Origin of the sequence: Streptomyces omiyaensis (assembly GCF_014650895.1) — a bacterium.
GTDB classification, from domain to species: Bacteria; Actinomycetota; Actinomycetes; order Streptomycetales; family Streptomycetaceae; genus Streptomyces; species Streptomyces omiyaensis.
The window spans coordinates 157,944-182,341 of the sequence record NZ_BMVV01000010.1 but is presented as its reverse complement, the minus strand read 5'-3'; the positions used below and the strand labels follow the sequence as shown (position 1 = coordinate 182,341).

Sequence of the window (24,398 nt, the reverse complement as noted above, 5' to 3'; positions counted from 1 at the left end):
GGGGGGACACGCACATGCCGAGCAGTGGCCGTCACGTCACCATGCTCACCGAGGGGACCTATCCGCACGTCCACGGCGGCGTCAGCACCTGGTGCGACCAGCTCGTCCGGGGCATGCCCGAGGTCACCTTCGAGATCCTCGCCCTCACCGGCAGCGGCCGCGAACCCGTCACCTGGGAGCTGCCGCCCAACATCACCCGGCACACCGCGTTCCCCCTCTGGGGCCACCCGCGGGGACCGGCCGCGCCCCGGCGCGCGAGCCGGCCCCCGCGGGGGCGGGAACGCCGCCGCTTCCTCGCCTCCTACGAGCACTTCCTGCTCGCCCTCCTCGACCCGGAGGCCGGCCACGACCTCGGCGGAAGCCTCTACGAGCTGGCCGCCCTCGCCCGCGAGGGCCGGCTCACCCCGGTCCTGCGCTCGGAGGAGGCCCTCCGCTCCCTCATGTGGATCTGGACCATGCCGCACCTGCCGACGCGTGCGGCCGGGCCCACCGTCCACGACGCCCTCACCGCCACCGACCTGCTCGAACACGCCCTGCGGCCGCTGGGCGCCCGGATAGCCCCCGGCAGCGTGGCGCACGCCGTCTCCAGCGGCCTCGCCACCCTGCCCGCGCTCGCCGCGCAGCACTTCGAGGGGGTGCCCTTCCTCCTCACCGAACACGGCATCTACCTCCGCGAGCGCTACCTCGGCTACCGCACCGAGGCCCAGCGCTGGCCGGTGAAGGCCCTCATGCTCGGCTTCTACCGCGAGCTCAACTCCCTCGGCTACCGCCAGGCCGACCTCATCACCCCCTGCAACCAGTACAACCGGCGCTGGGAGGAGCGCGGCGGAGCCCCCGCCGACCGCATCCGCACCGTCTACAACGGCGTCGACCCCGCCCTCTTCCCCGAGGCGGGACCCGAACCGGAGACCCCCACGCTCAGCTGGTGCGGCCGGGTCGACCCCATCAAGGACCTGGAGACCCTGATCCGGGCGTACGCGATCTGCCGCGCCGAGCTCCCCGAGCTGAGGCTCCGCCTCTTCGGCCCGGTCCCCGCCGGGAACGAGGACTACCGCACCCGCCTGGAGAAGCTCGCCGCCGAACTCGGCGTCGCCGACGGCGTCTCCTTCGAGGGCCGCGTCTCCGACGTGCCCTCCGCCTACGCCGCCGGGAGCGTGGTGATGCTCTCCTCCATCAGCGAGGGCTTCCCCTTCTCCCTCATCGAGGCCATGTCCTGCGGCCGGGCCACCGTCTCCACCGACGTCGGCGGCGTGCGGGAGGCGGTCGGCGACGCCGGCGTCGTCGTCCCGCCCCGCGAACCGGCCGTCATGGCCGCCGCCGTCTCCGCCCTGCTGCGGGACGACGCCCGCCGCGCCGCGCTCGGCCGGCAGGCCCGGCAGCGGGTCATCGACGAGTTCACCCTGCACCGCTCGGTCGACGGCTTCCGCCGCATCTACCGCGAACTCGCCGCCCCCCGCACCGCCGGGCCCGCCGTCACCGTCCCGCCGCTGCGCGTCAGCATCCCGTCCCCGCGCCGCGGCGCGTCCCGAGTCCCGGAAGGCACCCCGGCATGAGCGGCTCCCTGTGGCTGAAACCCCCGAGCGCCACCCCGACCCTGCCGGAGCCGCCCCGCCCCGCGCCCCGCCCGACGGGAACCGCCGCCGACCCGATCGACGAACTCGCCCTCCGCCTCGACGCGTTCGTCGCCGAGGCGGTCCATCCGGACGAGATCGCCGCGCTCCTGGAGTCGGACGGCATGACCGACGACCACATCCGGCTCGCCTACGGGCGGAACGATTCCTTCACGCTCGCCGAGGACCTGTACGCGCGGGTGGAGCGGCGCCACCCCGAGCCGCCCCGCAGGAGCCGGGGCGGCCGGGCGGGCTCCGAGGGGCTCGGCGGCTGCCTGCTGCGCGGCCTCGTCTTCGCGCTCCCCGGACTCGCCTACGTCCTCGCCGGACCGCTGCTCGCCGGCGCCCCGGGCCGGCACGGGCTCCCCGCCGGCACCGTCCCGCTGCTCGCCGGCGCGGTCACCGGCTGGGTGTGGAACCAGGCCCTCTCCCACCGCGCCCACACCTGGCTCGGCCTCGGCGACCGGGCCGCCGCCGCCCGCGCCCTGCTCACCGGCGCCCCGGCCGGCGCGCTCGCCGGCACCGCCGTCGCCCTCGCGGTCGCCCGCGGCGGCGAACTGCCCGCCGCCGTCTTCGCCGCCGGGCAGTCCCTCTACCTCGCCGCCGCGACCGTCCTCCTCGTCCTCGGACGCGAACGGGCCCTCCTAGCCTCCCTGTTGCCGCTCCTCGGCGCCCTCCCGGCCCTCCGCTGGGACCTCCCCGACCCGCTGCGCGCGGGCCTGCCGCTCCTCTCGCTCGCCGCCGCCTGCCTGGTCGCCGCCCGGACGCTGCGCCCCGGGACCGCGCGCGGCGCCGCCGGGCGGGGCGGACCGCCGCTCGCCGCCTCCCTCCCGTACGGCCTCTTCGGGCTCGGCAGCGGCGTGCTGGTGCTGCACGCCGGGCTCGGCGAGTCCCTCGCCGCCGGCACCGGCGCGGTCGTCGCGCTCACCCTCTCCATGGGGCCCGCCGAATGGCTGCTGCACCGCTTCCGCGGCGGCAGCCTCGCCCGGCTGCGGACCCTCACCACCGCCCGCGCCTTCCGCCGCGCGGTCACCGGCACCCTGGTCCTGTGCCTCGGCGGCTACCTGGCGGCGCTGCTCGGCCTCACCCTCGCCGCGACGCTGCTCTGGCCGGGGAGCCTCTGGCCGGCCCCGGACCGGCTCCTGGTCCTCCTCCTCGTGGGCACGGTGCTCTGGCTGGGCCTGCTGCTCCAGGCCTTCGGCGCCGTCCTCGGCGCGGCGGCCGTCTGCCTCCTCGCCGCCGCCGCGCAGACCCTCGAACCCGCGGCGGGCCCGCTCGCCGCCGGGGGAGCGGCGGCCGTGCTGGCCGTCCTCAGCCGTGTTCTGCTGGTACGACCGACCACCCACCGCGTCTAGGAGGCACTCCCCGTGAAACGTTCCCTCCTGGTGCCCTACTACGAGCACCCGGCCGACCGCCCGGAGGGCTGGGCCGCCCTGGTCGCGGCCGCGCCCGCCCTCCACGGGGTCGTCCTCAACCCGGCGAACGGCGCCGGCGAGGCCGCCGACCCGGCCTTCGCCGAGGTCGCGGACCGGCTGCGCGCCGCGGGCGTGCGGATCCTCGGCTACGCGGACACCGACTACGGCCGCCGCCCGCACGCCGACGTCGTGGCCGACCTGCTCCGCCACCGGGACTGGTACGGCGCCGACGGGGCCTTCCTCGACCAGGTCGCGACCGCCCCCGACGCCCTGCCGCACTACCGGCGGCTCGCCGTCGCCGCCCGCGCCGCCGGGGCCGCGACCCTGGTCCTCAACCACGGCGCCCGCCCCGACGAGCGGTACGCCGAACTGGCCGAGCTGCTGGTCACCTTCGAGGGCCCCTGGGACACCTACCGCACCCTCGGCCCGGAGGCCGCCCCGCACCACTGCCACCTCGTCTACGCGGCCCCGCCCGGCTTCCGCCCCGCCACCGAGGTGCACTGCGCGGTCCCCGGCGCGGGCGCCCATCCCTGGGGCACCCTGCCGCACGGCCTCCCGGAGACCGCCCGATGAGACGCCTGCCGCTCCTCCTCGCGGGGGCGCTCCTGCTCCTCGTCACCGCCTGCACCGCGGCCCCCGCCCCCGACCCGAAGCCGGACGAGGGCCGCTGGCGCCCGAAGGCGGGCCTGGCGTGGCAGTGGCAGCTGAGCGGGAAGCTGGACCCGACCGTCGACGTGCCCGTGTACGACATCGACGGCTTCGACCACTCCGCCGCGACCGTCGCCGATCTGCACCGCCGGGGCCGGAAGGTGATCTGCTACCTCTCCACCGGCGCCTGGGAGGACTTCCGCCCCGACGCCGGCCGCTTCCCGAAGTCGGTCCTCGGCCGGGGCAACGGCTGGGACGGCGAGCGCTGGCTCGACATCCGGCGCACCGAGATCCTCGAACCCCTCATGGCGGAGCGGATCGACATGTGCCGGGACAAGGGCTTCGACGCGGTGGAGCCGGACAACATGGACGGCTACCGCAACCGCACCGGCTTCCCCCTCACCGCCGCCGACCAGCTCCGCTACAACCGGCTGATCGCCCGCCTCGCCCACGACCGGGGCCTGGCCGTCGGCCTCAAGAACGACCTCGACCAGATCCCCCAGCTCCTCGCCGACTTCGACTTCGCGGTCAACGAGCAGTGCGCCGAGTACGACGAGTGCCACCGCCTCGCCCCCTTCATCGCCGCGGACAAGCCCGTCTTCCACGCCGAGTACGAACTGACGCCTCGTCAGTTCTGTCCCGGGTCGCGCGAACTGGGCCTCAGCTCGCTCCAGAAGAAGTACGCGCTCGGCGCCTGGCGCCGCACCTGCTAGACCGCCGGCTCAGCCGAGGGTGAGCGCCACCAGGGTCGCCGTCGCCGCCGTCTCCTCCACCGCGCCGAAGACGTCGCCGGTCACGCCGCCGAAGCGGCGGACGCAGCGGCGGAGCAGGAGGGCGGCGGCGGCGAGGCCGGCGCCCGCGGCGAGGACGGCGTGGACGGCGTCGTACGGGGAGAGGAGGAGGCCGGTGCCGGCGGCGAGGAGGAGGACGGCGGCGGTGACGAGGGTGGCCGAGCGGACCGGCACCGTGGCGGCGACGATCGCGCCGAGGCCCTCCGGCCGGGCCGCCGGGACGCCCTGCCGGGAGGCGTGGGTGAGGGCCAGCCGGGCGACCGTGGCCGCCAGGACGACGGCGACCGCGCCGTGCGCCCACCCCTCCCCGTACAGCTCGTGGACGGCCGCGACCTGCGCGAGCAGGGCGAGGACCAGGGCGATGACGCCGAACGGGCCGATGTCGGACTGCTTCATGATGCGCAGCGCGTCCTCGGCGGGCTTGGCGCTGCCGAGTCCGTCGGCGGTGTCGGCCAGGCCGTCCAGGTGGAGGCCCCGGGTGAGGACGGCGGGGACGGCGACGGTGACCACGGCGGCGACCAGCGGGCCGGAACCGAGGGGGAGGAGCACGCCGCCGACCGCGGCGGCGACGAGACCGACGGCGAGTCCGGCGGCGGGGGCGCAGAGCATGCCGGCGCGCGCCGCGTCCCGGTCCCAGCGGGTGATGCGGGCGGGGAACACGGTGAGGGTCCCGAAGGCGAAACGCAGGCCGTCCATCCGGGCAGGGTAATCGCCGGGCCGGGGCGGTAGATTGCACACTCGGGTACATATCGGGCATATCGGAACGGGGTGGCATGGGTCACTGGTTCTCCCGCAACATCCTGGAGCCGGGCAAACTCCCGATGCTCCTCGCGCTGACCTCCTTCGTCGTCACTTTCCTGGTCACCCGCACCGTCACCCGGCTCATCCGGGCCGGCCGGGGCCCTTTCCGGAACGTCTCCTCCGGAGGGCTGCACATCCATCACGTCGTGCCCGGCGTGGTGCTCACCGTGCTCGGCGGTTTCGGCGCGGTCGCCAGCGGCCGACACGGCTTCGGCGCGTGCGCCTTCGCCGTGGTCTTCGGGATCGGCGCCGGCCTCGTCCTGGACGAGTTCGCGCTCATCCTCCACCTGGACGACGTGTACTGGTCGGAGGAGGGACGGCAGAGCGTCGAGGTCGTCGTGCTCACCGCCGCCCTCATGCTGCTGCCCCTCAGCGGCTTCTCCCCGCTCGGCGTCGACGACGTCACCGCGGAGGAACGCCAGGACCGGGTGAGCTTCGTCCTCACCCTGGCGCTCAACTTCCTCTTCATCCTGGTCACCCTGGCCAAGGGCAAGCTGCGGATGGGGCTGCTCGGCGTCTTCGTGCCCTTCCTGGCGATCGTCGGCGCGGTCCGCCTCGCCCGCCCCGGCTCGTGGTGGTGGCGGCACCTCTACCGGCGCCGCCATCGGGCCCGCGCGCGCGGCACGGTCCGCGCCTACCGGCACGACAAGCGCTGGACCCGGCTGCGGCGGAGGGTTCAGGACCTGATCGGCGGCTTCCAGGAGCGCGTGCCCGGCCGGGGCCCCACCCCGCCGTCCTGACGGCGCCCGCGCAGCGCCTGCCACCCCATCAGCGCCAGGACGCCCGCGATGGCCGCCAGGTGCTCCTTGCCCGCGAGGTTCGGCTTCACGATCACCTCGACCACCATCGCCACCACCACGGCCGCGCCCGTCCAGTACGCCCGCAGGCGCCAGCAGACGTAGACGGCGAGGCCCACCACCGCCGCCGACGGGCCGGTGTCCACCACCTGCGCGTCGGAGGCCGGCAGCCCGAAGGGGGTGCCGGGGCCCAGGGCGATGCCCACGCGCGCGTACAGCGTGCCGCACAGGGTCGCCAGGTAGGCGATCCCGAGCGTCCGCCGCCGGCCCAGGCACAGCTCGGCGATGCCGAAGACCAGCAGGACCTGGGCGAGCGCGCCCCAGACGGGCAGGTCGAGGGCGGGGACGAAGAGCGAGAGCGGGGTGCGGAGCAGGGCGAGCCAGAGCGGGTCCTCGGCCCGCACCGCGCCGACCGCCTGCACCGGCCCGTACCCCCAGTCCTGGTTCTGGGCGAAGTGGAAGAGGGCGGTGAGGCAGACCGCCGCCAGGGTCAGGGGGACGGCCCGCCACCCGCGCCCGGCCGCCTCCCGCCGCAGCGTGCCGCACAGCGGCCCCCACTCGCGGCGGGCGAAACCGCGGACCGCGCCGCTCAACGCCCGCCCGCCAGGTGCTCGCGGCGCATCCACCCCGGCAGGCCGGGAGCCTCCAGGAACCCCTCCGCCCGTCCGGCGGCGAGGCCGATGCGCGGCAGGTCGGCGCTCTTCTCGAAGAGCATGAAGCGGGGCTCCCAGATCGGTCGGTACTTGGCGTTGGCGCGGTACAGCGACTCGATCTGCCACCAGCGGGAGAAGAAGCTGAGCAGCGAGCGCCACAGCCTCAGCACCGGCCCCGCGCCGAGCTTCGAGCCGCGTTCGAAGACGGAGCGGAACATCGCGAAGTTCAGCGAGACCTGCGTGATCCCGATCTCCTTCGCCCGCTGGAGGAGTTCGATCACCATGAACTCCATCAGCCCGTTCTCGGAGTCGCGGTCCCGTCGCATCAGGTCCAGCGAGAGCCCCTTCGGACCCCACGGCACGAAGGAGAGCAGCGCCCGCAGCTCACCGGTCCCGTCCGTGCACTCCAGCATCACGCAGCGCCCGTCGCGCGGGTCCCCGAGCCGCCCGAGCGCCATCGAGAAGCCGCGCTCGGTCGCCCCGTCCCGCCAGTCGTCGGCCTTCCGCAGCAGCGCGGCCATCTCCTCGTCCGGAATGGCGTCGTGGCGCCGGATCCGCACCTCGTACCCGGCCCGCTTGACCCGGTTGAACGCCTGCCGGACCGTCCGCATCGCCCGCCCGTCCAGGGTGAACTCGTCGGTCTCCACGATCGCCTCGTCGCCCAGCTCCAGGGCGTCCAGTCCGTGCCGGGCGTAGATCACGCCGGCCTCCTCGCTCGCGCCCATCACCGCCGGGATCCAGCCGTGCTCGCGCGCCTCGGCCAGCCACGGCTCGATCGCGCCCGGCCAGGCCTCGGGGTCGCCGATCGGATCGCCGGAGGCGAGCGAGACCCCGCCCACCACCCGGTAGGCGACGGCGGCCTTCTCGCTCGGCGACCAGATCACGCTCTTCTCGCGGCGCAGCGCGAAGTAGCCGAGCGAGTCCCGGTCCCCGTGCTTGTCGAGCAGCGCCCGCAGCCGCTCCTCGTCCTCCTCGGTCAGCGGGTCGACCGCCCGGCGGGAGCGGAAGGCGGCGAAGAGGACCGCGAAGAGCAGCAGCGTGGACATCACGTTGATGACCACGTCGACCCAGCCCGGGGTGGTGATGGTGGGGAAGCGGGAGTCGTCGGTGGCCAGCGTGATCAGCCGCATCACGCCGTACCGCCAGCGCTCCAGGAAGGTGGCGTGCCCGGAGGCGGTGTTGGTGGCGGTGACCAGGAGGGCGGCGAGCAGCGAGGTGACGAGCAGGCCGCCGACCGCGACGACCGCGGCGAGCAGCGGGTTGGAGCGGTCGCCCTTCGCGTAGAACTCCTTGCGCCCCAGCAGCAGTGCGGTGAAGAAGAGCGCGGTCAGGGCCAGCGAGATCCAGTTCTGGGCGTGCTGCCGGATCTCGGGGAAGGCCATCACCAGCGCGAAGAGCAGCAGGAAGAGCCCGCTCAGCACGGTGTTGAGGATCCAGGCGGCCCGCTTGCGGCGGCGCATGGTGACCGCCAGGAAGAGCGTGAAGACCCCGGAGGCGAAGCCCGCCGTGAGCATGTACGGCGTGAAGTAGTCGTCCTCGTTGTGCCGCCGCAGGTCCTGTCCGAAGGAGACCCAGACGGCGCTCAGGAGGTTGATGAACGTGACGACGCGGAGGTACCAGACGGCGAACGCGGCACTCCGCCGCGAGCGGTCGGTGCCCCGGGGCGTTGCTTCGGCGGACAAAAGGACCTCTCCCATGAAAAGCGATCATATGGGGCATCGCTTCCCGTGCGGCGACGCCGGAGGCGGCCGCCCGCGCGTCGCGGGCGGCCGCCTCCGGGCCCCACCGATCCGAGTGCGCCTCCCCGTCAGACCGCCCCGACCGGGCCGGCCCCGTCCGCAGTGGTCGGCTCCGGACGCTCGGGCAGTTCGGCGGCGAGGGCCGCCGCGGCCCGGACGAGGGGAAGCGCGAGCAGTGCCCCGGTTCCCTCACCCACCAGGACGCCCTGGTCGAGCAGGGGGTTGAGCGCCATCCGGTCCAGTGCCTTCGTCTGCGCCGGCTCCCCGGACACCTGGCCCGCCAGCCACCAGTCCGGCGCCCGGAAGGCCGCCCGCTGCGCCACCAGCGCACAGGCCGCGCCCACCACGCCGTCCAGGATCACCGGCATCCGCCGCACCGCCGCCTGGAGCAGGAAGCCGGTCGTCGCGGCCAGGTCCGCCCCGCCGACCGCTCCGAGCAGCGCCAGCTGGTCGCCGAGGACCGGCCGGGCCCGCCGCAGCGCGTCCCGGATCGCCGCGCACTTGCGCATCCACGCCAGGTCGTCGATCCCCGCGCCGCCGCGCCCGGTCACCACCGAGGCGTCCGTCCCGCACAACGCCGCGACCAGCGTCGACGCCGGGGTCGTACCGCCCACGCTCAGGTCGCCGAGCACCACCAGGTCGGTGCCCGCGTCGGCCTCCTCGTCGGCGATCGCCATCCCGAGCCGCACCGCCGCCTCGGTCTCCTCCGGCGTCAGCGCGTCCTCGACGTCGATCCGGCCGCTGCCGCGCCGCACCCGGTGCCGGGTCACCGACTCCGGCAGCAGCTCCGGGTCGCAGTCCAGACCCGCGTCCACCACCCGGACCGGCACCTCCATCGAGCGGGCCAGCACCGCGAGCGGGCTCGCCCCGTCGAGGAGCTCCCGGACCAGCGCGTGGGCGGTGCCGGCCGGCCGGCCCGACACGTCCTGGGCGGCGATGCCGTGGTCGCCGGCGAAGACGACCACCTTCGGCTGCTCGATCGCCCGCACCCTCACCGCCGACTGGGCCGCGGAGAGCCACTCGCCCAGTTCGTCGAGACGCCCGAGGGCGCCCGGGCGGACGGAGAGCCGCTCCCGGCGCTCCTCGGCGTCGCGCCGGATCCCGCCGTCGGGGCGCTCGATCAGGTCGGAGAAGTCGTCGAGATTCAGGGGGTGCAGGGGGTGCAGAGGGTCCATCGGGGGTTTCCGCCTTGTGACATCAGCGAGGTTCGGCACACAGGCCCATCGGGATCAGCACCCTACCCGCGCAGCACCAGCGGCTGACCAGCGACCACGAGCACCACCTGCTCGCACTCCTCCGCGAAGGCCGCGTTGAGCCGCCCCAGTTCGTCCCGGAACCGCCGTCCCGCGGCCGTCGCCGGGACCACCCCCGAGCCGACCTCGTTCGTCACCGCCACCACCGTCCGGCGCGTCGCCCGCACCGCCGCCACCAGCTCCGCCGTCCGCTCCCGCAGCGCCGCCCGCCCGCTCTCCGCCCAGGTGTCGTCGTCCCACGCGCCCACCCGGTCCATCGCGTCCGTCAGCCACAGCGACAGGCAGTCGACCAGCAGCGCCGGACCCTCCCCGTCGAGCAGCGGGACCAGGTCGGTGGTCTCCGCGGTGCGCCACGAGCCCGGCCGCCGCTCCCGGTGCAGCCCCACCCGCTCCGCCCACTCCGGGTCGCCCTCGCGGGTCCCGCCGGTCGCCACGTACACCACCTCGGGAAAGGTCTCCAGGCGGCGCTCGGCCTCCACCGACTTCCCCGACCGCGCGCCGCCGGTCACCAGCGTCCGCCGCGGCACCTCGGGCAGCTCGTGGTACTCGCCCGGGTACAGCACCGTCCCGTCCGGCACCGCCCGCGCCCCGGCCGCCGCGAGCCGCCGGTCCAGCTCGGCGCCGGCCGGCGCGTCGTGGTCGAGGTGGACGGCGATCACCTCCGTGCCGGGTCCCACGGCGCCGGACGCCCGCAGCCGCGCCAGCGCGTCCGGCCGGCCCGTCACGTCGGCCGCCACCAGGTCGTAGGGCTCCTGGTGGTTCTCCGCGAGCCCGGCCGGCGCCCCGCCGCGCGGCAGGTACAGCAGCCGCTCGCCGTCGGGGGAGACCACCTCGTACCCGGTCCCGGGGGAGTCCATCGGGACCGCCCGCACCCGGTGGCCGCTGATCAGCGTCAGCTCCCGACCGTCGGGCACCCGCCCGGCGGTCGGCAGCCCGGCCGGCAGCTCCACCGGCGGACCGTCGTGCGGAGCGGTCAGGAGCACCTGGCGCACCCCCACCAGGGAGCGGCCCGCGCGGGCCGCGGCGAGCGCCGCCCCCGGGGTGAGGTCGAGGAGGAGGGCCCCGTCCACGAGGAGCGCGGTCGCGGCCCGCGCACGGGTCCCTCGGGAGCGCGCGCACACCGCGCAGGGGCAGTCGGGGCGGGGCAGGCCGAGCGGGGAGCCGGTGCCGAGCAGAGTCAGTTCCACGCACTGATCCTCCCGCGCCCCCGCGCGCGGTGCTCGCCCGGCTACTCTGCGGGCAGGAAACCGATCATCCGGTGAGCTCCAGGAGGCGGACATGGCGTGGACGTGGCGGTTCGAGAAGTCCGACGGCACGGAGGTCGTGCCGGTGGTGACCCCGGAGGAGTTCGGCACCCAGGGCGACGCCGAGAGCTGGCTCGGCGAGAACTGGCGCGACCTCCTCGCCGGCGGTGCGGACCAGGTGACCCTCTCCGAGGACACCACGAAGATCTACGGTCCGATGCCGCTGGACGCGGAAGGCGCCTGACGGCACGGGGGCGGGGCCCCAGGGCTCCCGCCCCCTCCCGGTTCACATCTCGCCGAGCGTCACGTCCGCCGTGCGGGTGTCGTCGCCGCGCACGTAGGTGACGCGCACCTCGTCGCCGGGCTTCCGGTCCGCCAGCGACTCCGCGAGCGAGGTGATCGTCGTGATGTCGTCGTCGGCGAGCCGGGTGATCACGTCGCCCGCCCGCAGCCCCGCGTCCGCCGCGGCGCCGCCCGCCTCGGCCTCCACCACGGCCACCCCGGCCGGCTCGTAGGCGTCGTCCAGGACCGTGCGGCCGGTGATGTCGAGCGCGGCCCGGCCCGAGTCGGTGACCTTGCCGTCCTCGATGATCTGGTCGGCGATCGTCTTCACCGTCGAGGCGGGGATGGCGAAGCCGATGCCGGGGGCGGAGCCCCCGCCCGTCTCCGGGTCCGAGGCCGCCAGCGTCGGGATGCCGATGACCCGCCCGTCCAGGTCGACCAGCGCGCCCCCGCTGTTGCCGGGGTTGATCGCCGCCGAGGTCTGCACCATGTTGGCGATGGTCGCGCCCGTGCCGCCGCCGGTCCGGCCCTCGCTGACCGTCCGGCCGGTGGCCGAGACGATGCCCTGGGTGACGCTGCCGGACAGCCCCAGCGGGGATCCCATCGCCAGCACGATCCGCCCCATCACGACCGTCGAGGAGTCGCCGAGGCGGGCCGGCTTCAGGCCGTCGGGGACCGAGTCCAGCCGGATCACCGCGAGGTCCTGCTCCGGGTAGGCGGCGACCAGCCGGGCCGCCACCGGCTGCCCGCCGGTGGCGGCGGTGACCCGGAAGGCCGTCTCGTCGCCGACCACGTGGGCGTTGGTGACGATGTGCCCCCGGCCGTCGTAGACGACCCCGGAGCCCAGGCTCTCCGAGGCGTCGATCTGCACCACGGACGGCAGGACGTCCTTGATCACGGCCTGGTAGTCCTCCTCCAGCTCGTTGGCGGCGAGCGGCGCCGCCGCCTGCGTGGTGGCCCGCTCGGGCGCGGCGGCCGTGCCGGAGTCCGCGGAGCAGCCGGTGGTCAGCGCGGCGGCGCAGACCCCCGCGGCGAGGGGGACGGCGAGGCGTCGGCGGGTACGGGAGCGGGCGCGGGAGGCATCCATGTCCGGAGTATCCGTTCCGTCCCGGTGCCCCGTCCCGGCGGAGGCCGCCGATCAGGCGTACCCCGCGCCGGACGGGGCAGGGGAAGGGGCGGCGAGAGGGCGGTGCGCGAAGGGGCCGGCGCGCCGTTCCGGCGCACCGGCCCCCTGGCCGTGTCGTGAGGTGTCGTCGGGGAGGGCCTCAGCCCCGCACCCCGCACAGGTGCAGCAGCGCCGCCACCCGCCGGTACGGATCGGTCCGTCCGGCCCGCTCCTCCGCCGCCAGCAGCCGGTCCAGCTGCTCGGCGGCCGGCAGCCCCGCCTCCGCGGGGACGCCGTCGGTGAAGACCCGCACCCCGTACCAGGCGTGCAGCGGGGCCGCGATGCCCGCGAGGGTCGCCGTCAGCGCGTCCAGCCGGTCGGCCCGCACCTTCACGCCGTCGTCGTCCTGGTAGACGTCCGTGTCGAAGCCCGCCAGCGCTCCCGCCCAGTCCCCGGCGAGCCCCGGCCGCATGGCGAGGGCGTCCGCGTTCCGTACCACCAGGGAGAGCAGGCCGCCGGGGGCCAGCATCCGGGCCAGGCCCGCGAGGAGCGCGTCCGGCTCGTCGGCGTACATGAGCACGCCGTGGCACAGGACCACGTCGAAGCTGCCCGGCAGGAAGTGGACGCCTGTCTCGCGTCCGTCGCCCTCGACCAGCCGGACCCGCTCGCGGATCCCGGCCGGTTCGGTCGCCAGCGACTCCCGGGCCGCCTTCAGCAGCTCGGGATCGGCCTCCAGGCCGGTCACGGTGTGCCCGGCGCGGGCCAGGCGCAGGGCCTGCGTGCCGGCCCCCATGCCCGCGTCGAGGATCCTCAGCCGCTGCCCCACCGGGTAGCGGCCGGTTATCTGCTCGTCGACCTGGCGGGCGACGATCTCCTGCCGGATGGTGTCCCGGAGCCCGCCGTGACCGGCGGGCCAGTGGACGACGGCGGGCAGCACGGGACCGCCCACCCCGGTGGCGTCCACGCCGAAGGCGTGTCCGCCGGAGACCGGGCCGTCCGCGCTCAGGGCCGCTCTCCGCGCTTGACCTGCGGCTTGGGCAGCCGCAGACGGCGCATCTGGAGCGTGCGCATCAGGCCGTAGGCGATCGCGCCGCGCTTCGGCGTGTCCGGGAAGCGCTCGTTGAGCTGCTTCTTCAGACGGATCCAGATGCCGATGGAGTCGATGATGATCAGAATGATCACGCCGAGCCAGAGCAGCAGCGAGATGTTCTGGAGCGCGCGGTTGGCGTTGCCGAACAGCGACAGCACCAGGATGACCACGGCCATGGGCAGGAAGAACTCGGCGATCGCGAAGCGCGAGTCGACGAAGTCGCGGACGAAACGGCGGACCGGGCCCTTGTCACGGGCCGGCAGATAACGCTCGTCACCGCTGTTCAGCGCTTCGCGCTGACGGGTCAGGTCGGCTCGCCGCGCCTCACGCTGGCGCTTGGCGGCCTCCTTGCGGTCGAGCGGGACGGACTGCGCACGACGGCGCTGCGTCTGGGCCTCACTCCGCTTCGGGGTCGGGCGGCCCTTGGGGGCCTCGGGGTCGCGGGGCTGCTTGGAGAGGTCCGCCGTCACCTTCTCGGTGGGGGCCTTCTCATCCTTCGAACGGCTACGGAACACAAAACCCAAGGGTACGGGGTGGCGGGCATGGAACCCCAGTCCGGGAGGGAACGATCCGCTCACAGCCGGCGTCGTAGCCGGTACGCACACGAGGACACCAGGGGTCTCCCGGAGATCCCCCTACTCCTCCCGCCGGAGACGGCGGGGGGCGCAGTCGTCCTTGGGGAGGAGCGCATCCCGCTCCGAACAGTGCGGTAATGGAGACAGGGACCGTACTGTGGATCCTGACGAAGAGCTGGTGCCAAGTCCGTCAGAAGGGGGCGCGCGAAGCCCATGAGCGGTGTCATGAAGCGTATGGGGATGATCTTCCGCGCGAAGGCGAACAAGGCCCTTGACCGGGCCGAGGACCCGCGCGAGACCCTCGACTACTCCTACCAGAAGCAGCTGGAGCTGCTGCAGAAGGTGCGGCGGGGCGTCGCCGACGTCGCCACCTCCCGCAAGCGGCTCGAACTCCAGCTGAACCAGCTGCAGGGCCAGTCCGCCAAGCTGGAGGACCAGGGCCGCAAGGCGCTGGCGCTCGGCCGCGAGGACCTCGCCCGCGAGGCGCTGTCCCGCCGGGCCGCGCTCCAGCAGCAGGTCAGCGACCTCGAGGTGCAGCACCAGACCCTCCAGGGCGAGGAGGAGAAGCTGACCCTCGCCGCGCAGCGGCTGCAGGCCAAGGTCGACGCCTTCCGCACCCGGAAGGAGACCATCAAGGCCACCTACACGGCCGCCCAGGCCCAGACCCGGATCGCGGAGTCCTTCTCCGGGATCTCCGAGGAGATGAGCGACGTCGGCCTCGCCATCCAGCGGGCCGAGGACAAGACCGCCCAGCTCCAGGCCCGGGCCGGCGCCATCGACGAGCTCCTCGCCTCCGGCGCGCTCGACGACCAGTCGGGCCTCGCCAAGGACGACATCCAGGCCGAGCTGGACCGCCTCTCCGGCGGCACCGACGTCGAGCTGGAGCTCCAGCGCATGAAGGCCGAGCTGGCCGGGGGCCCCTCCGCGCAGCAGCAGGCCATCGAGGGCGGCGCGGCCGGCGCCCCCCAGCAGAACCAGCAGCAGTCCCACCCCCGCTTCGACAAGCAGTAGCAAGGACGGCGTCATGATCGTGCGGATCATGGGGGAGGGCCAGCGCGAGCTGGCCGACAGCCACTTCGCCGAGCTCGACGAGCTGGACGGCGAACTGCTCGGCGAGATGGAGTCGGGCGACGAGGAGGGCTTCCGCCGCACCCTGACGGCTCTCCTCACCGCCGTCCGGCGCCTCGGCACGCCCCTGCCCGACGACGCCCTGGCGCCCTCCGAGCTCATCCTCCCGTCGCCCGACGCGAGCCTGGACGAGGTCCGGGAGATGCTCTCGGACGACGGCCTGATCCCCGGCTGACGCACCGGCGGGCGCCCCCGGCGCCCGCCCCCGCGGGTCCGCGCCGTTCCTGCGGTCCGGCAGCAGGCCGTACCGTTTCCGGGTGACCCGCACAGGACCCGCAGCGCCCGCACCCGCCCCCGGCGGCCTCGCCGCACGCCTGTGCACCCGCTTCCGCGACCATCCCCTGGCCTTCGACGCCCTCCTGGCCTTCGCCGTCCTGGTCACGATGATCGCCGCCTCCTTCACCGACCCCCACGGCAGCGTCACCGGCCCCACCTTCGGCGACCGGGCCCCCACCCTCGCCGGGGTCGGGATGATGACCGCCGCCGCCGTGGCCCTCGTGCTCCGCCGCCGCCGGCCCTTCGCCGTCCTCGGCCTCACCGGCGTCCTCAGCCTCGTCGAGCTGCTCGGCGACGTCCGGCCCGCCCCGGTCACCATCAGCGCCGTCGTCGCCCTCTACACGGTCGCCTCCCGCACCGACCGCCCCACCACCTGGCGGGTCGGCCTCGCCACCATGACCGCGCTCGCCGTCGCCGCCATGGCCTTCGGCCCGACGCCCTGGTACGCCCAGGAGAACCTCGGCGTCTTCGCCTGGACCGGCATGGCCGCCGCCGCCGGCGACGCCGTCCGCAGCCGCCGGGCCTTCGTCGATGCCATACGGGAGCGCGCCGAACGCGCCGAGCGGACCCGCGAGGAGGAGGCCCGCCGCCGGGTCGCGGAGGAGCGCCTCCGCATCGCCCGCGACCTCCACGACGTCGTCGCCCACCACATCGCCCTGGTCAACGTCCAGGCCGGGGTCGCCTCCCACGTCATGGACAAGCGCCCCGACCAGGCCAAGGAGGCCCTCGCCCACGTCCGCGAGGCCAGCCGCTCCGCCCTCGACGAGCTCCGCGCCACCGTCGGCCTGCTCCGCCAGTCCGGCGACCCCGAGGCCCCCACCGAGCCCGCCCCCGGCCTCGCCGTCCTCGACGGGCTCCTCGACAGCTTCCGCAAGGCCGGCCTGCCCGTCTCGCTGGCCCGGGCCGACGGGGGCCGCCAGCTCCCCGCCGCCGTCGACCTCGCCGCGTACCGGATCGTCCAGGAGGCCCTCACCAACGTCCGCAAGCACGCCGGACCGGACGTCCGTGCCGAGGTGAGCGTGGTCCTGGTGGGCCGCACGGTCGAGATCACCGTCCTCGACGACGGCGTCCCGCCCGCCGTCCCCGCCCCCGAACCCTCCGGCGGCCACGGCCTGCTCGGCATGCGCGAGCGGGTCGGCGCCCTCGGCGGCGCCCTCACCGCCGCACCCCGCTACGGCGGCGGCTTCCGGGTCCAGGCGATACTGCCGCTGACCCCCGGGACCGCCCGGGAGGCGGGGGAGGACGACAGATGACGATCCGGGTGCTGCTCGCCGACGACCAGGCCCTGCTGCGCAGCGCGTTCCGCGTGCTGGTCGACTCCGAGCCCGACATGGAGGTCGTCGGCGAGGCCGCCGACGGCGCCCAGGCCGCCGCCCTCGCCCGGGCCGAACGGCCCGACGTCGTCCTCATGGACATCCGGATGCCCGGCACCGACGGCCTCGCCGCCACCCGGGCGATCACCGCCGACCCCGAGCTCGCCGGGGTCCGGATCGTCATGCTCACCACCTTCGAGATCGACGAGTACGTGGTGGAGTCGCTGCGCGCCGGCGCCTCCGGCTTCCTCGGCAAGGGCGCCGAACCCGAGGAGCTGCTCGGCGCCATCCGGATCGCGCACGCCGGCGAGGCGCTGCTCTCCCCGGCCGCCACCAAGGGCCTGATCGCCACCTTCCTCGCCCAGAGCGCCCCCGCCGACCCGGTCGCCCGGGTCGACGCCGGGCGCCTCGCCGCGCTCACCGCCCGGGAGCGCGAGGTCCTCGTCCTGGTCGGCGGAGGCCTCTCCAACGACGAGATCGCCGAACGGCTCGACGTCAGCCCGCTCACCGTCAAGACCCACGTCAACCGGGCCATGGCCAAGCTCGGCGCCCGCGACCGCGCCCAGCTGGTGGTCACCGCCTACGAGACCGGACTGGTCCGCCCGCGGGGGGAGTGACCCCGGCCGGCGGCGTACTCCAGACGCGGTACGCCCCCGGCCCGGAAACGGGCCCGGGGGCCGAGGACTTCGCCGTCCCGATGGCGGATCCTGGGGGCTGGGGGGCGCTCCTGGCTGCCCGCCGCCTGCCGACGCGTACGCCACAGAAGAGAGACCCCATGTCCTGGCTGTCCAGATTCAGCCTCGCGCAACGGGCCCTGATCGGGCTGATGTCCATCGTCGCCATCGTCTTCGGACTGATCGCGATCCCCCAGCTGAAGCAGCAGCTGTTCCCGTCGATCGAGCTCCCGATGGTCTCGATCATCGCCCCCTACCAGGGCGCCTCTCCCGACGTGGTCGAGAAGCAGGTCGTCGAGCCGCTGGAGAACAACCTCAAGGCCGTCGACGGCATCAAGGGCATCACCTCCACCGCCTCCGAGGGCAGCGCCGTCATCATGGCCTCCTTCGACTACGGGGACGAGTCCACCAAGCAGCTCGTCGCCGACGTGCAGCAGGCCGTCAACCGCGCCCGCGCGGTGCTGCCCGAGTCGGTCGACCCGCAGGTGGTGGCCGGCTCCACCGACGACATCCCGACCGTCGTCCTCGCCGCCACCTCCGGCAAGGACCAGCAGGCCCTCGCCGACCAGCTGGAGCGGACCGTCGTGCCCGCCCTGGAGGACATCGACGGCGTCGGCCAGGTCAGCGTCGACGGCGTCCAGGCCCTCCAGGTCTCCGTCACCCCCGACGAGCGCAAGCTCGCCGCGGCCGGCCTGACCTCGATGAACCTCGCCCAGGCCCTCCAGGCCGGCGGCGCCACCATGCCGGCCGGCTCCTTCTCCGAGGCCGGCAAGAGCCGCACCGTGCAGGTCGGCGGCGGCTACACCTCGCTCCAGCAGATCCAGGACCTGCGGATCAAGCCCGCGCAGGGCCGGGCCGTCCGGCTCGCCGACGTCGCCACCGTCGAGCAGGAGGAGTCCGCCCGGGTCTCCCTGACCCGCACCAACGGCAAGCCCAGCCTCGCCGTCATGGCCACCATGGACAAGGACGGCAGCGCCGTCGCCATCTCCGAGGCCGTCGAGGAGAAGCTGCCCGAGCTGCGCAAGCAGCTGGGCGCGGGCGCCGAGCTGACGGTCGTCTCCGACCAGGGCCCGGCGGTCGCCAAGTCGATCTCCGGCCTCACCACCGAGGGCGCCCTCGGCCTGGTCATGGCCGTCCTGGTGATCCTGGTCTTCCTCGCCTCGATCCGCTCGACCCTGGTCACCGCGGTCTCCATCCCGCTCTCGGTCGTCCTCGCCCTGATCGTGCTGTGGACCCGCGACCTCTCGCTCAACGTGCTGACGCTCGGCGCGCTCACCATCGCCATCGGCCGGGTCGTCGACGACTCGATCGTGGTGCTGGAGAACATCAAGCGGCACCTCGGCTACGGCGAGGACCGCCAGTCCGCGATCATCACGGCCGTCAGGGAGGTGGCCGGCGCGGTCACCTCCTCGACCCTCACCACCGTCGCCGTCTTCCTCCCGATCGGCCTGGTCGGCGGCATGGTGGGCGAGCTGTTCGGCTCCTTCAGCCTCACCGTGACGGCCGCCCTGCTGGCCTCGCTGCTGGTGTCGCTGACCGTCGTCCCGGTGCTCTCGTACTGGTTCCTCCGCGCCCCGAAGGGCACCTCCCAGGACCCGGGCGAGGCCCGCAGGGCCGCCGAGGAGAAGGAGGCGAACAGCCGTCTCCAGCGCGCGTACGTGCCGGTGCTGCGGTTCGCCACCCGCCGCCGCCTCACCAGCGTGGCCATCGCCCTCGTCGTCCTGGTCGTCACCTTCGGCATGGCGCCCCTGCTGAAGACCAATTTCTTCGACCAGGGCGACCAGCCGGTCCTGACGGTCAAGCAGAAGCTGGAACCCGGCACCGCCCTGGACGCCTCCGACGAGGCCGCGAAGAAGATCGAGAAGGTCCTCGCGGACACCGAGGGCGTCAAGGACTACCAGGTCACCGTCGGCTCCTCCGGCTTCATGGCGGCCTTCGGCGGCGGCACCGGCGCCAACCAGGCGTCGTTCCAGGTGACGCTGGAGGACTCCGCCTCGTACGAGAGGACCCGCGACGCCATCGAGGCGGGCCTCGGGAAGCTCGACGGGATCGGCGACACCTCGATCGCGGCCGGCGACGGCTTCGCCAGCCAGGACCTGAGCGTCGTGGTGAAGGCCGGCGACCGGGAGCTGCTCCAGCAGGCGTCCGAGCAGGTCCGCAAGGCGGTCGCGGAGCTGAAGGACGTCACCGACGTCCAGAGCGACCTGTCCCAGTCGGTCCCGCGGATCTCCGTGAGGGCCAACGAGAAGGCGGCCGACGCCGGCTTCGACGACACCACGCTCGGCATGGTCGTCGCCCAGGCCGTCCGCGGCACCCCGGCCGGCCGGGCCACCCTCGACGACACCGAGCGGGACGTCCTCATCACCTCGGCCACCCCGGCCACCACCCTCGACCAGCTGAAGGCGCTGCCGCTCGGCCCGGTGAAGCTGGGGGACATCGCCACCGTCGAGCTCGTCCCCGGCCCGGTCTCCATGACCCGGATCGACGGCGCCCGCGCGGCGACGATCACGGCCAAGCCGACCACCGACAACACCGGTGCCGTGGGCACCGCGCTCCAGTCGAAGATCAGCGCCCTGGACCTGCCGGAGGGCGCCTCCGCCTCCGTCGGTGGCGTCTCCGAGGACCAGAACGAGGCCTTCCTCAACCTGTTCCTGGCGATGCTGGCGGCCGTCGCGATCGTCTTCATGCTGCTGGTCGCGACCTTCCGGTCGCTGATCCAGCCGCTGATCCTGCTGGTCTCCATCCCGTTCGCGGCCACCGGCGCCATCGGCCTCCTGGTCGCCACCGGCACCGCGATGGGCGTCCCGGCGATGATCGGCATGCTGATGCTCATCGGCATCGTCGTGACCAACGCGATCGTCCTGATCGACCTGATCAACCAGTACCGGGCGCAGGGGTACGGCGTCGTCGAAGCGGTGGTCGAGGGCGGCCGGCACCGGCTCCGCCCGATCCTGATGACCGCGCTCGCGACGATCTTCGCCCTGCTGCCGATGGCCCTCGGCATCACCGGCGAGGGCGGCTTCATCGCCCAGCCGCTCGCCGTGGTCGTGATCGGCGGTCTGATCACCTCGACGCTGCTGACCCTCCTGCTCGTCCCGACGCTCTACGCGATGGTCGAGCTCCGCAAGGAGCGCCGCGCGAAGAAGAAGGCGGCGAAGAAGGACGGCGAGAAGGGCGATCCGGTGGTGGTCCCGGAGCAGCCGGACGCCGGCCCGCTGGACGCGGCCCTGCTCGACGCCCGGGACTGAGGTCCCGGGTGACGGACGGAAGGGGCGGCCCCACGGACTCGTGGGGCCGCCCCTTCCGGCGTGCGCGCGGGAGAACCGTCCCGGCGGGGAGAACCGTTACGGCAGGGCCAGCATCCGCTCCAGCGCCAGCTTGGCGAACGCCTCGGTCTCCTTGTCGACCTCGATCCGGTTGACCAGGTTGCCCTCGGCCAGCGACTCCAGGGTCCACACCAGGTGCGGCAGGTCGATCCGGTTCATGGTCGAGCAGAAGCAGACCGTCTTGTCGAGGAAGACGATCTCCTTGCCCTGGTCGGCGTAACGGTTCGCCAGGCGGCGGACCAGGTTCAGCTCCGTGCCGATGGCCCACTTCGAGCCGGCCGGGGCGGCCTCCAGGGTGTTGATGATGTACTCGGTCGAGCCCACGTGGTCCGCGGCGGCGACGACCTCGTGCTTGCACTCCGGGTGGACCAGCACGTTCACGCCGGGGATGCGGGCGCGCACGTCCTCGACCGACTCCAGCGAGAAGCGGCCGTGCACCGAGCAGTGTCCCCGCCACAGGATCATCTTGGCGGCGCGCAGCTGCTCGGCGGTGAGGCCGCCGTTCGGCTTGTGCGGGTTGTAGACCACGCAGTCGTCCAGGGACATGCCCATGTCGCGGACGGCGGTGTTCCGGCCCAGGTGCTGGTCCGGCAGGAAGAGGACCTTCTCACCCTGCTCGAAGGCCCAGTCCAGCGCCTTCTTCGCGTTGGACGAGGTGCAGATCGTGCCCCCGTGCCTGCCGGTGAAGGCCTTGATGTCGGCCGAGGAGTTCATGTACGAGACGGGCACGGTGACGTCCGCGACCCCCGCCTCGGTCAGCACGTCCCAGCACTCGGCGACCTGCTCGGCGGTGGCCATGTCGGCCATCGAGCAGCCGGCCGCGAGGTCGGGCAGCACGACCTTCTGGTCGTCACCGGTGAGGATGTCCGCGGACTCGGCCATGAAGTGCACGCCGCAGAAGACGATGTACTCGGCCTCCGGCCTGGCGGCGGCGTCGCGCGCGAGCTTGAAGGAGTCGCCGGTGACGTCGGCGAACTGGATGACCTCGTCACGCTGGTAGTGGTGGCCGAGGACGAAGACCTTGTCCCCGAGCTTCTCCTTGGCCGCGCGGGCACGCTCCACCAGGTCGGGGTCGGAGGGAGACGGCAGATCGCCGGGACACTCCACGCCGCGCTCGCTCTTCGGGTCGGCCTCGCGGCCGAGCAGCAGCAGGGCGAGCGGCGTCGGCTGGACGTCCAGGGGGGTCTGGGCGGTGGTCACGTCACGCACCCTTTCTTCGGGGAACCTTTTCGTCTAAATGACGCTATCTATCATAACCCCTTCACGTCATCCTGACGATGGCCATAGTGTCGATGTGACGCATTCGCCCTCCGCGTCTCGGTGCCGGGTGTGCGAGCATGAAGGAGGGAAATCCCACTCGGCCCGGAATGAATCCGGGACACCGTCGGTTGCAACCGTCGGCAAGCAGTCTCCGTACAACCCGGGAGAGATGTAGATGTCCGTATCGGACGAGACCGGCACCGTCACCGACGGCATCATCGTCACCGACGCCGCCGCGGCCAAGGTCAAGGCTCTGCTGGAGCAGGAGGGTCGTGACGACCTGGCGCTGCGCGTCGCCGTCCAGCCCGGCGGCTGCTCCGGCCTGCGCTACCAGCTGTTCTTCGACGAGCGTTCGCTCGACGGCGACGTCGTCAAGGACTTCGACGGCGTCAAGGTCGTCACCGACCGCATGAGCGCCCCGTACCTGGGCGGCGCCTCGATCGACTTCGTCGACACCATCGAGAAGCAGGGCTTCACGATCGACAACCCGAACGCCACCGGCTCCTGCGCCTGCGGCGACTCGTTCAGCTAGGCCGTCGCGCGAGCGACGACCGAAGGGCGGTGGCCCGGGAGACCGACCTCCCGGGCCACCGCCCTTTCTCCGTGCCGTTCCGGTGCGCGCTCCCGCGGTCTCCGGAGGCGTCCGCGGCCTACCTCCGCGGCAGGGCCTCGTCGCTCACCGCGTCCACCACCGGCCGGTCGCCCAGCGGCGCCTCCAGCGTCACCTCCACGGTGATCTCCTGGGCGACCAGGATGCAGGCCCGGCCCGGGTCCTGCGGCTTCTCGTCGATCCGCACCCGCACCTGCCGCGGATCCTCGGCGGCGTGCGCCGTGTAGGTGCTGCACACCCCGCCCCAGAAGGTCAGGGCCAGCGTCCGCCCGTCGGGCCGCACCGTGAACGACTCGATCCGCCGCACCGGCACCGCACCGTCGGAGGGCTCCGCCGCGCTCGGCGTGGGCGCCGGGGACGGCGTCGCCGGCGGCACCAGGAACTCCGGCGCCACCGCCGTCGAGGTCACCGTGTAGGGCGCCGAGTCCGCCGGGTCGGCCGTGAAGAGCCACGCCGGCACGAGCGCCCGCCCGTCCGGGGTCTCCGTCGCCGCCAGGCCGAGCTCCGCACCCGTCACCGGCACCTCGCGCGGCGGCGCCGCGTCCACGATCGTCTGGCAGGGGGCGTCCTTCCCCGGCTCGCCGGAGGCCGGCGGCTCCGCGGCCGGCGGGTCCGTGGCGCAGCCGCCGATCCCGATCGGGCCCGTGCCCTTCGACTCCTCGTTCAGCCGCGCGAGCGCCCGCTCCGCCGACACCACCGGGTACGTCTCGCCGCCCACCGGCTCCTTCAGCGTCCCGCTGCCAGCCACCGGCCGCCCGTCCGGCCCGATGTGCAGCCCCGTCGACCAGCCGTACGTGGGCAGCCCGCCGATCACCGGATCGGCGTTCACCACCCGCACCGACCCGTTCATGACCTGCGTCGCCGACACCTTGGCGTCGTCCTGTCCCAGCACCTTCAGCACCGGTGCCGCCGCCGCCCTCGCCGCGGCCTCGCTCACGGGGGAGCCCTTCGCGGGCGGCGTCGCCTCGCCCGGCGGCGGGCAGGCCCTGCCCTTCAGGCAGGTGTCGCCGGCCGGACCGCCGTCGTACCAGGAGTACGTCCAGTTCCCCGGGGCCTGCCGCGACACGTCGAGCCGCGGCCCCCGGCCGTCCTTCTCGGGCCGGATCGTCCACACGTCGCCGACCAGCGCCGGCCGCCCCTCGATGCCCAGCACCCCGGCCAGCCTGGCCACCTCTTCCGAGGTGACCAGGCCCGACGGCCGGTGGACTGCGGCCGACGAGGGCCCCTGGGGGAGTGGGCCCTCGGCTCTGTAGACCGTCCCGCTCGGGCCGCCGCCCGGGTCCGGCTCGCCCGGCGCGATCCCCGCGTCCGGGCCCGTACCCGCGCCGCCGTCCCCGCCCCCGAGCCGCAGGGGCGGCGGCGCGGGCGCGCCCGCGGCCCGCGGAGCCGCGTCCCGCCCGCCGCCGTCGTCACCGGAGGCGGTCAGATACAGCCCGCCGCCACCGGCCAGCAGCACACCCGCCGCCACCGTGGCGACGAGCGCGGTCCGCCGTCCGCGTCCGTTCTCCGTACCGCTCACCGCAACGCTCCCTCGTGTCGATCGGACACCGGTGGGACGGGGCGGGCGGTCGGACGGTTCCGTCCCCTCAGCCGCCGTACTCGGCGGTGGCGGCGATCAGCCGCGCCGAGGAGTCCGGGACGACCACCCCGTGGATCGAGGCGGGGGAGACGGGGGCGGGCGCCGGATCGGCCGGCGTCACCCAGTGCGGGACCATCCGGGCACTGGCCCCGCGCAGCTCGGCGAGGCTCAGTTCGGACTCGTGTCGCTCGCGCGGAGCGGGGTACGTGGTCATGGGCGCACCGTATGC

The 24,398-nt window shown here is 74.2% G+C and carries 23 protein-coding genes; 12 read left to right on the top strand and 11 right to left on the bottom strand.

Annotated elements, in window-relative coordinates; translation table 11 throughout:
- Positions 1 to 14: 14 nt before the first annotated feature.
- The 4 genes from pelF to IE287_RS18970 are packed head-to-tail and all read left to right on the top strand — an operon-like array spanning position 15 to position 4,386.
- Entirely contained in the window at positions 15 to 1,553 is a 1,539-nt protein-coding gene (pelF, locus tag IE287_RS18985; protein WP_189850266.1) for a GT4 family glycosyltransferase PelF, read from the top strand.
- The gene (locus IE287_RS18980; protein ID WP_189850265.1) at positions 1,550 to 2,965 is read left to right on the top strand and encodes a hypothetical protein; all 1,416 of its coding nucleotides are present in this window, start codon (positions 1,550 to 1,552) and stop codon (positions 2,963 to 2,965) included. The genes pelF and IE287_RS18980 overlap by 4 nt, the downstream gene beginning before the upstream one ends.
- A 12-nt stretch (positions 2,966 to 2,977) precedes the next feature.
- A complete protein-coding gene (locus tag IE287_RS18975) occupies positions 2,978 to 3,598 on the top strand; it encodes a spherulation-specific family 4 protein (RefSeq protein ID WP_189850264.1) in 621 nt (206 codons plus the stop codon).
- On the top strand, positions 3,595 to 4,386 hold the full coding sequence (locus IE287_RS18970; protein ID WP_189850263.1) for an endo alpha-1,4 polygalactosaminidase: 792 nt from the start codon (positions 3,595 to 3,597) through the stop codon (positions 4,384 to 4,386). The genes IE287_RS18975 and IE287_RS18970 overlap by 4 nt, the downstream gene beginning before the upstream one ends.
- Before the next feature lie 9 nt (positions 4,387 to 4,395).
- On the opposite strand, the gene IE287_RS18965 is transcribed toward IE287_RS18970, so the two are convergent.
- Positions 4,396 to 5,160, bottom strand: coding sequence for an adenosylcobinamide-GDP ribazoletransferase (locus tag IE287_RS18965; protein WP_189850262.1), 765 nt, complete (start codon positions 5,158 to 5,160; stop codon positions 4,396 to 4,398).
- Between the two features lie 77 nt (positions 5,161 to 5,237).
- Here IE287_RS18965 and IE287_RS18960 point away from each other — a divergent pair, with 77 nt between their 5' ends.
- Positions 5,238 to 6,005 (top strand): hypothetical protein, encoded by a 768-nt coding sequence (locus IE287_RS18960; protein ID WP_189850261.1) that lies wholly within the window; start codon positions 5,238 to 5,240, stop codon positions 6,003 to 6,005.
- Here IE287_RS18960 and IE287_RS18955 read toward each other — a convergent pair.
- The 4 genes from IE287_RS18955 to IE287_RS18940 form a co-directional block, all read right to left on the bottom strand.
- Positions 5,942 to 6,655, bottom strand: a complete 714-nt coding sequence (locus IE287_RS18955) for a hypothetical protein (protein WP_189850260.1) — start codon at positions 6,653 to 6,655, stop codon at positions 5,942 to 5,944. The genes IE287_RS18960 and IE287_RS18955 overlap by 64 nt on opposite strands.
- Positions 6,652 to 8,412, bottom strand: a complete 1,761-nt coding sequence (locus IE287_RS18950) for a phosphatidylglycerol lysyltransferase domain-containing protein (RefSeq protein WP_189850259.1) — start codon at positions 8,410 to 8,412, stop codon at positions 6,652 to 6,654. Before IE287_RS18950 ends, IE287_RS18955 begins: the two co-directional genes overlap by 4 nt.
- 110 nt (positions 8,413 to 8,522) lie before the next feature.
- Positions 8,523 to 9,602: a nicotinate-nucleotide--dimethylbenzimidazole phosphoribosyltransferase gene (cobT, locus tag IE287_RS18945; protein ID WP_189850371.1), complete on the bottom strand. Its 1,080-nt coding sequence runs from the start codon at positions 9,600 to 9,602 to the stop codon at positions 8,523 to 8,525.
- An 89-nt stretch (positions 9,603 to 9,691) separates the two neighbouring features.
- On the bottom strand, positions 9,692 to 10,894 hold the full coding sequence (locus tag IE287_RS18940; RefSeq protein WP_189850258.1) for a bifunctional adenosylcobinamide kinase/adenosylcobinamide-phosphate guanylyltransferase: 1,203 nt from the start codon (positions 10,892 to 10,894) through the stop codon (positions 9,692 to 9,694).
- A gap of 91 nt (positions 10,895 to 10,985) precedes the next feature.
- On the opposite strand from IE287_RS18940, the gene IE287_RS18935 reads away from it, so the two are divergent.
- The gene (locus IE287_RS18935) at positions 10,986 to 11,195 is read left to right on the top strand and encodes a hypothetical protein (protein WP_189850257.1); all 210 of its coding nucleotides are present in this window, start codon (positions 10,986 to 10,988) and stop codon (positions 11,193 to 11,195) included.
- 42 nt (positions 11,196 to 11,237) lie between these two features.
- Here IE287_RS18935 and IE287_RS18930 read toward each other — a convergent pair whose 3' ends face one another.
- The 3 genes from IE287_RS18930 to IE287_RS18920 form a co-directional block, all read right to left on the bottom strand.
- Entirely contained in the window at positions 11,238 to 12,320 is a 1,083-nt protein-coding gene (locus IE287_RS18930; RefSeq protein WP_189850256.1) for a S1C family serine protease, read from the bottom strand.
- Between the two features lie 178 nt (positions 12,321 to 12,498).
- Positions 12,499 to 13,275, bottom strand: a complete 777-nt coding sequence (locus IE287_RS18925; protein WP_189850370.1) for a class I SAM-dependent methyltransferase — start codon at positions 13,273 to 13,275, stop codon at positions 12,499 to 12,501.
- A 65-nt stretch (positions 13,276 to 13,340) separates the two neighbouring features.
- A complete protein-coding gene (locus IE287_RS18920; protein ID WP_189850255.1) occupies positions 13,341 to 13,943 on the bottom strand; it encodes a DUF3043 domain-containing protein in 603 nt (200 codons plus the stop codon).
- A 273-nt stretch (positions 13,944 to 14,216) separates the two neighbouring features.
- Here IE287_RS18920 and IE287_RS18915 point away from each other — a divergent pair, with 273 nt between their 5' ends.
- From IE287_RS18915 to IE287_RS18895, 5 genes are all read left to right on the top strand, one after another.
- Positions 14,217 to 15,014, top strand: coding sequence for a PspA/IM30 family protein (locus IE287_RS18915; RefSeq protein WP_189850254.1), 798 nt, complete (start codon positions 14,217 to 14,219; stop codon positions 15,012 to 15,014).
- A gap of 13 nt (positions 15,015 to 15,027) precedes the next feature.
- Positions 15,028 to 15,306 (top strand): PspA-associated protein PspAA, encoded by a 279-nt coding sequence (pspAA, locus tag IE287_RS18910; protein ID WP_189850253.1) that lies wholly within the window; start codon positions 15,028 to 15,030, stop codon positions 15,304 to 15,306.
- Between the two features lie 139 nt (positions 15,307 to 15,445).
- On the top strand, positions 15,446 to 16,660 hold the full coding sequence (locus IE287_RS18905; protein ID WP_229883588.1) for a sensor histidine kinase: 1,215 nt from the start codon (positions 15,446 to 15,448) through the stop codon (positions 16,658 to 16,660).
- Positions 16,657 to 17,337, top strand: a complete 681-nt coding sequence (locus IE287_RS18900) for a response regulator (RefSeq protein ID WP_189850252.1) — start codon at positions 16,657 to 16,659, stop codon at positions 17,335 to 17,337. Before IE287_RS18905 ends, IE287_RS18900 begins: the two co-directional genes overlap by 4 nt.
- A 158-nt stretch (positions 17,338 to 17,495) precedes the next feature.
- A complete protein-coding gene (locus IE287_RS18895; protein WP_189850251.1) occupies positions 17,496 to 20,642 on the top strand; it encodes an efflux RND transporter permease subunit in 3,147 nt (1,048 codons plus the stop codon).
- Between the two features lie 96 nt (positions 20,643 to 20,738).
- On the opposite strand, the gene nadA is transcribed toward IE287_RS18895, so the two are convergent.
- Positions 20,739 to 21,920 (bottom strand): quinolinate synthase NadA, encoded by a 1,182-nt coding sequence (gene nadA / locus IE287_RS18890; RefSeq protein WP_189850250.1) that lies wholly within the window; start codon positions 21,918 to 21,920, stop codon positions 20,739 to 20,741.
- Positions 21,921 to 22,155: 235 nt separating this feature from the next.
- On the opposite strand from nadA, the gene erpA reads away from it, so the two are divergent.
- The gene (gene erpA / locus IE287_RS18885; protein WP_189850249.1) at positions 22,156 to 22,512 is read left to right on the top strand and encodes an iron-sulfur cluster insertion protein ErpA; all 357 of its coding nucleotides are present in this window, start codon (positions 22,156 to 22,158) and stop codon (positions 22,510 to 22,512) included.
- A gap of 118 nt (positions 22,513 to 22,630) precedes the next feature.
- Here the strand turns inward: erpA and IE287_RS18880 are convergent, their stop codons facing one another.
- Positions 22,631 to 24,109: a hypothetical protein gene (locus IE287_RS18880; RefSeq protein WP_189850248.1), complete on the bottom strand. Its 1,479-nt coding sequence runs from the start codon at positions 24,107 to 24,109 to the stop codon at positions 22,631 to 22,633.
- A 67-nt stretch (positions 24,110 to 24,176) separates the two neighbouring features.
- Positions 24,177 to 24,383, bottom strand: coding sequence for a hypothetical protein (locus IE287_RS18875; RefSeq protein ID WP_189850247.1), 207 nt, complete (start codon positions 24,381 to 24,383; stop codon positions 24,177 to 24,179).
- Between the last annotated feature and the right edge of the window lie 15 nt (positions 24,384 to 24,398).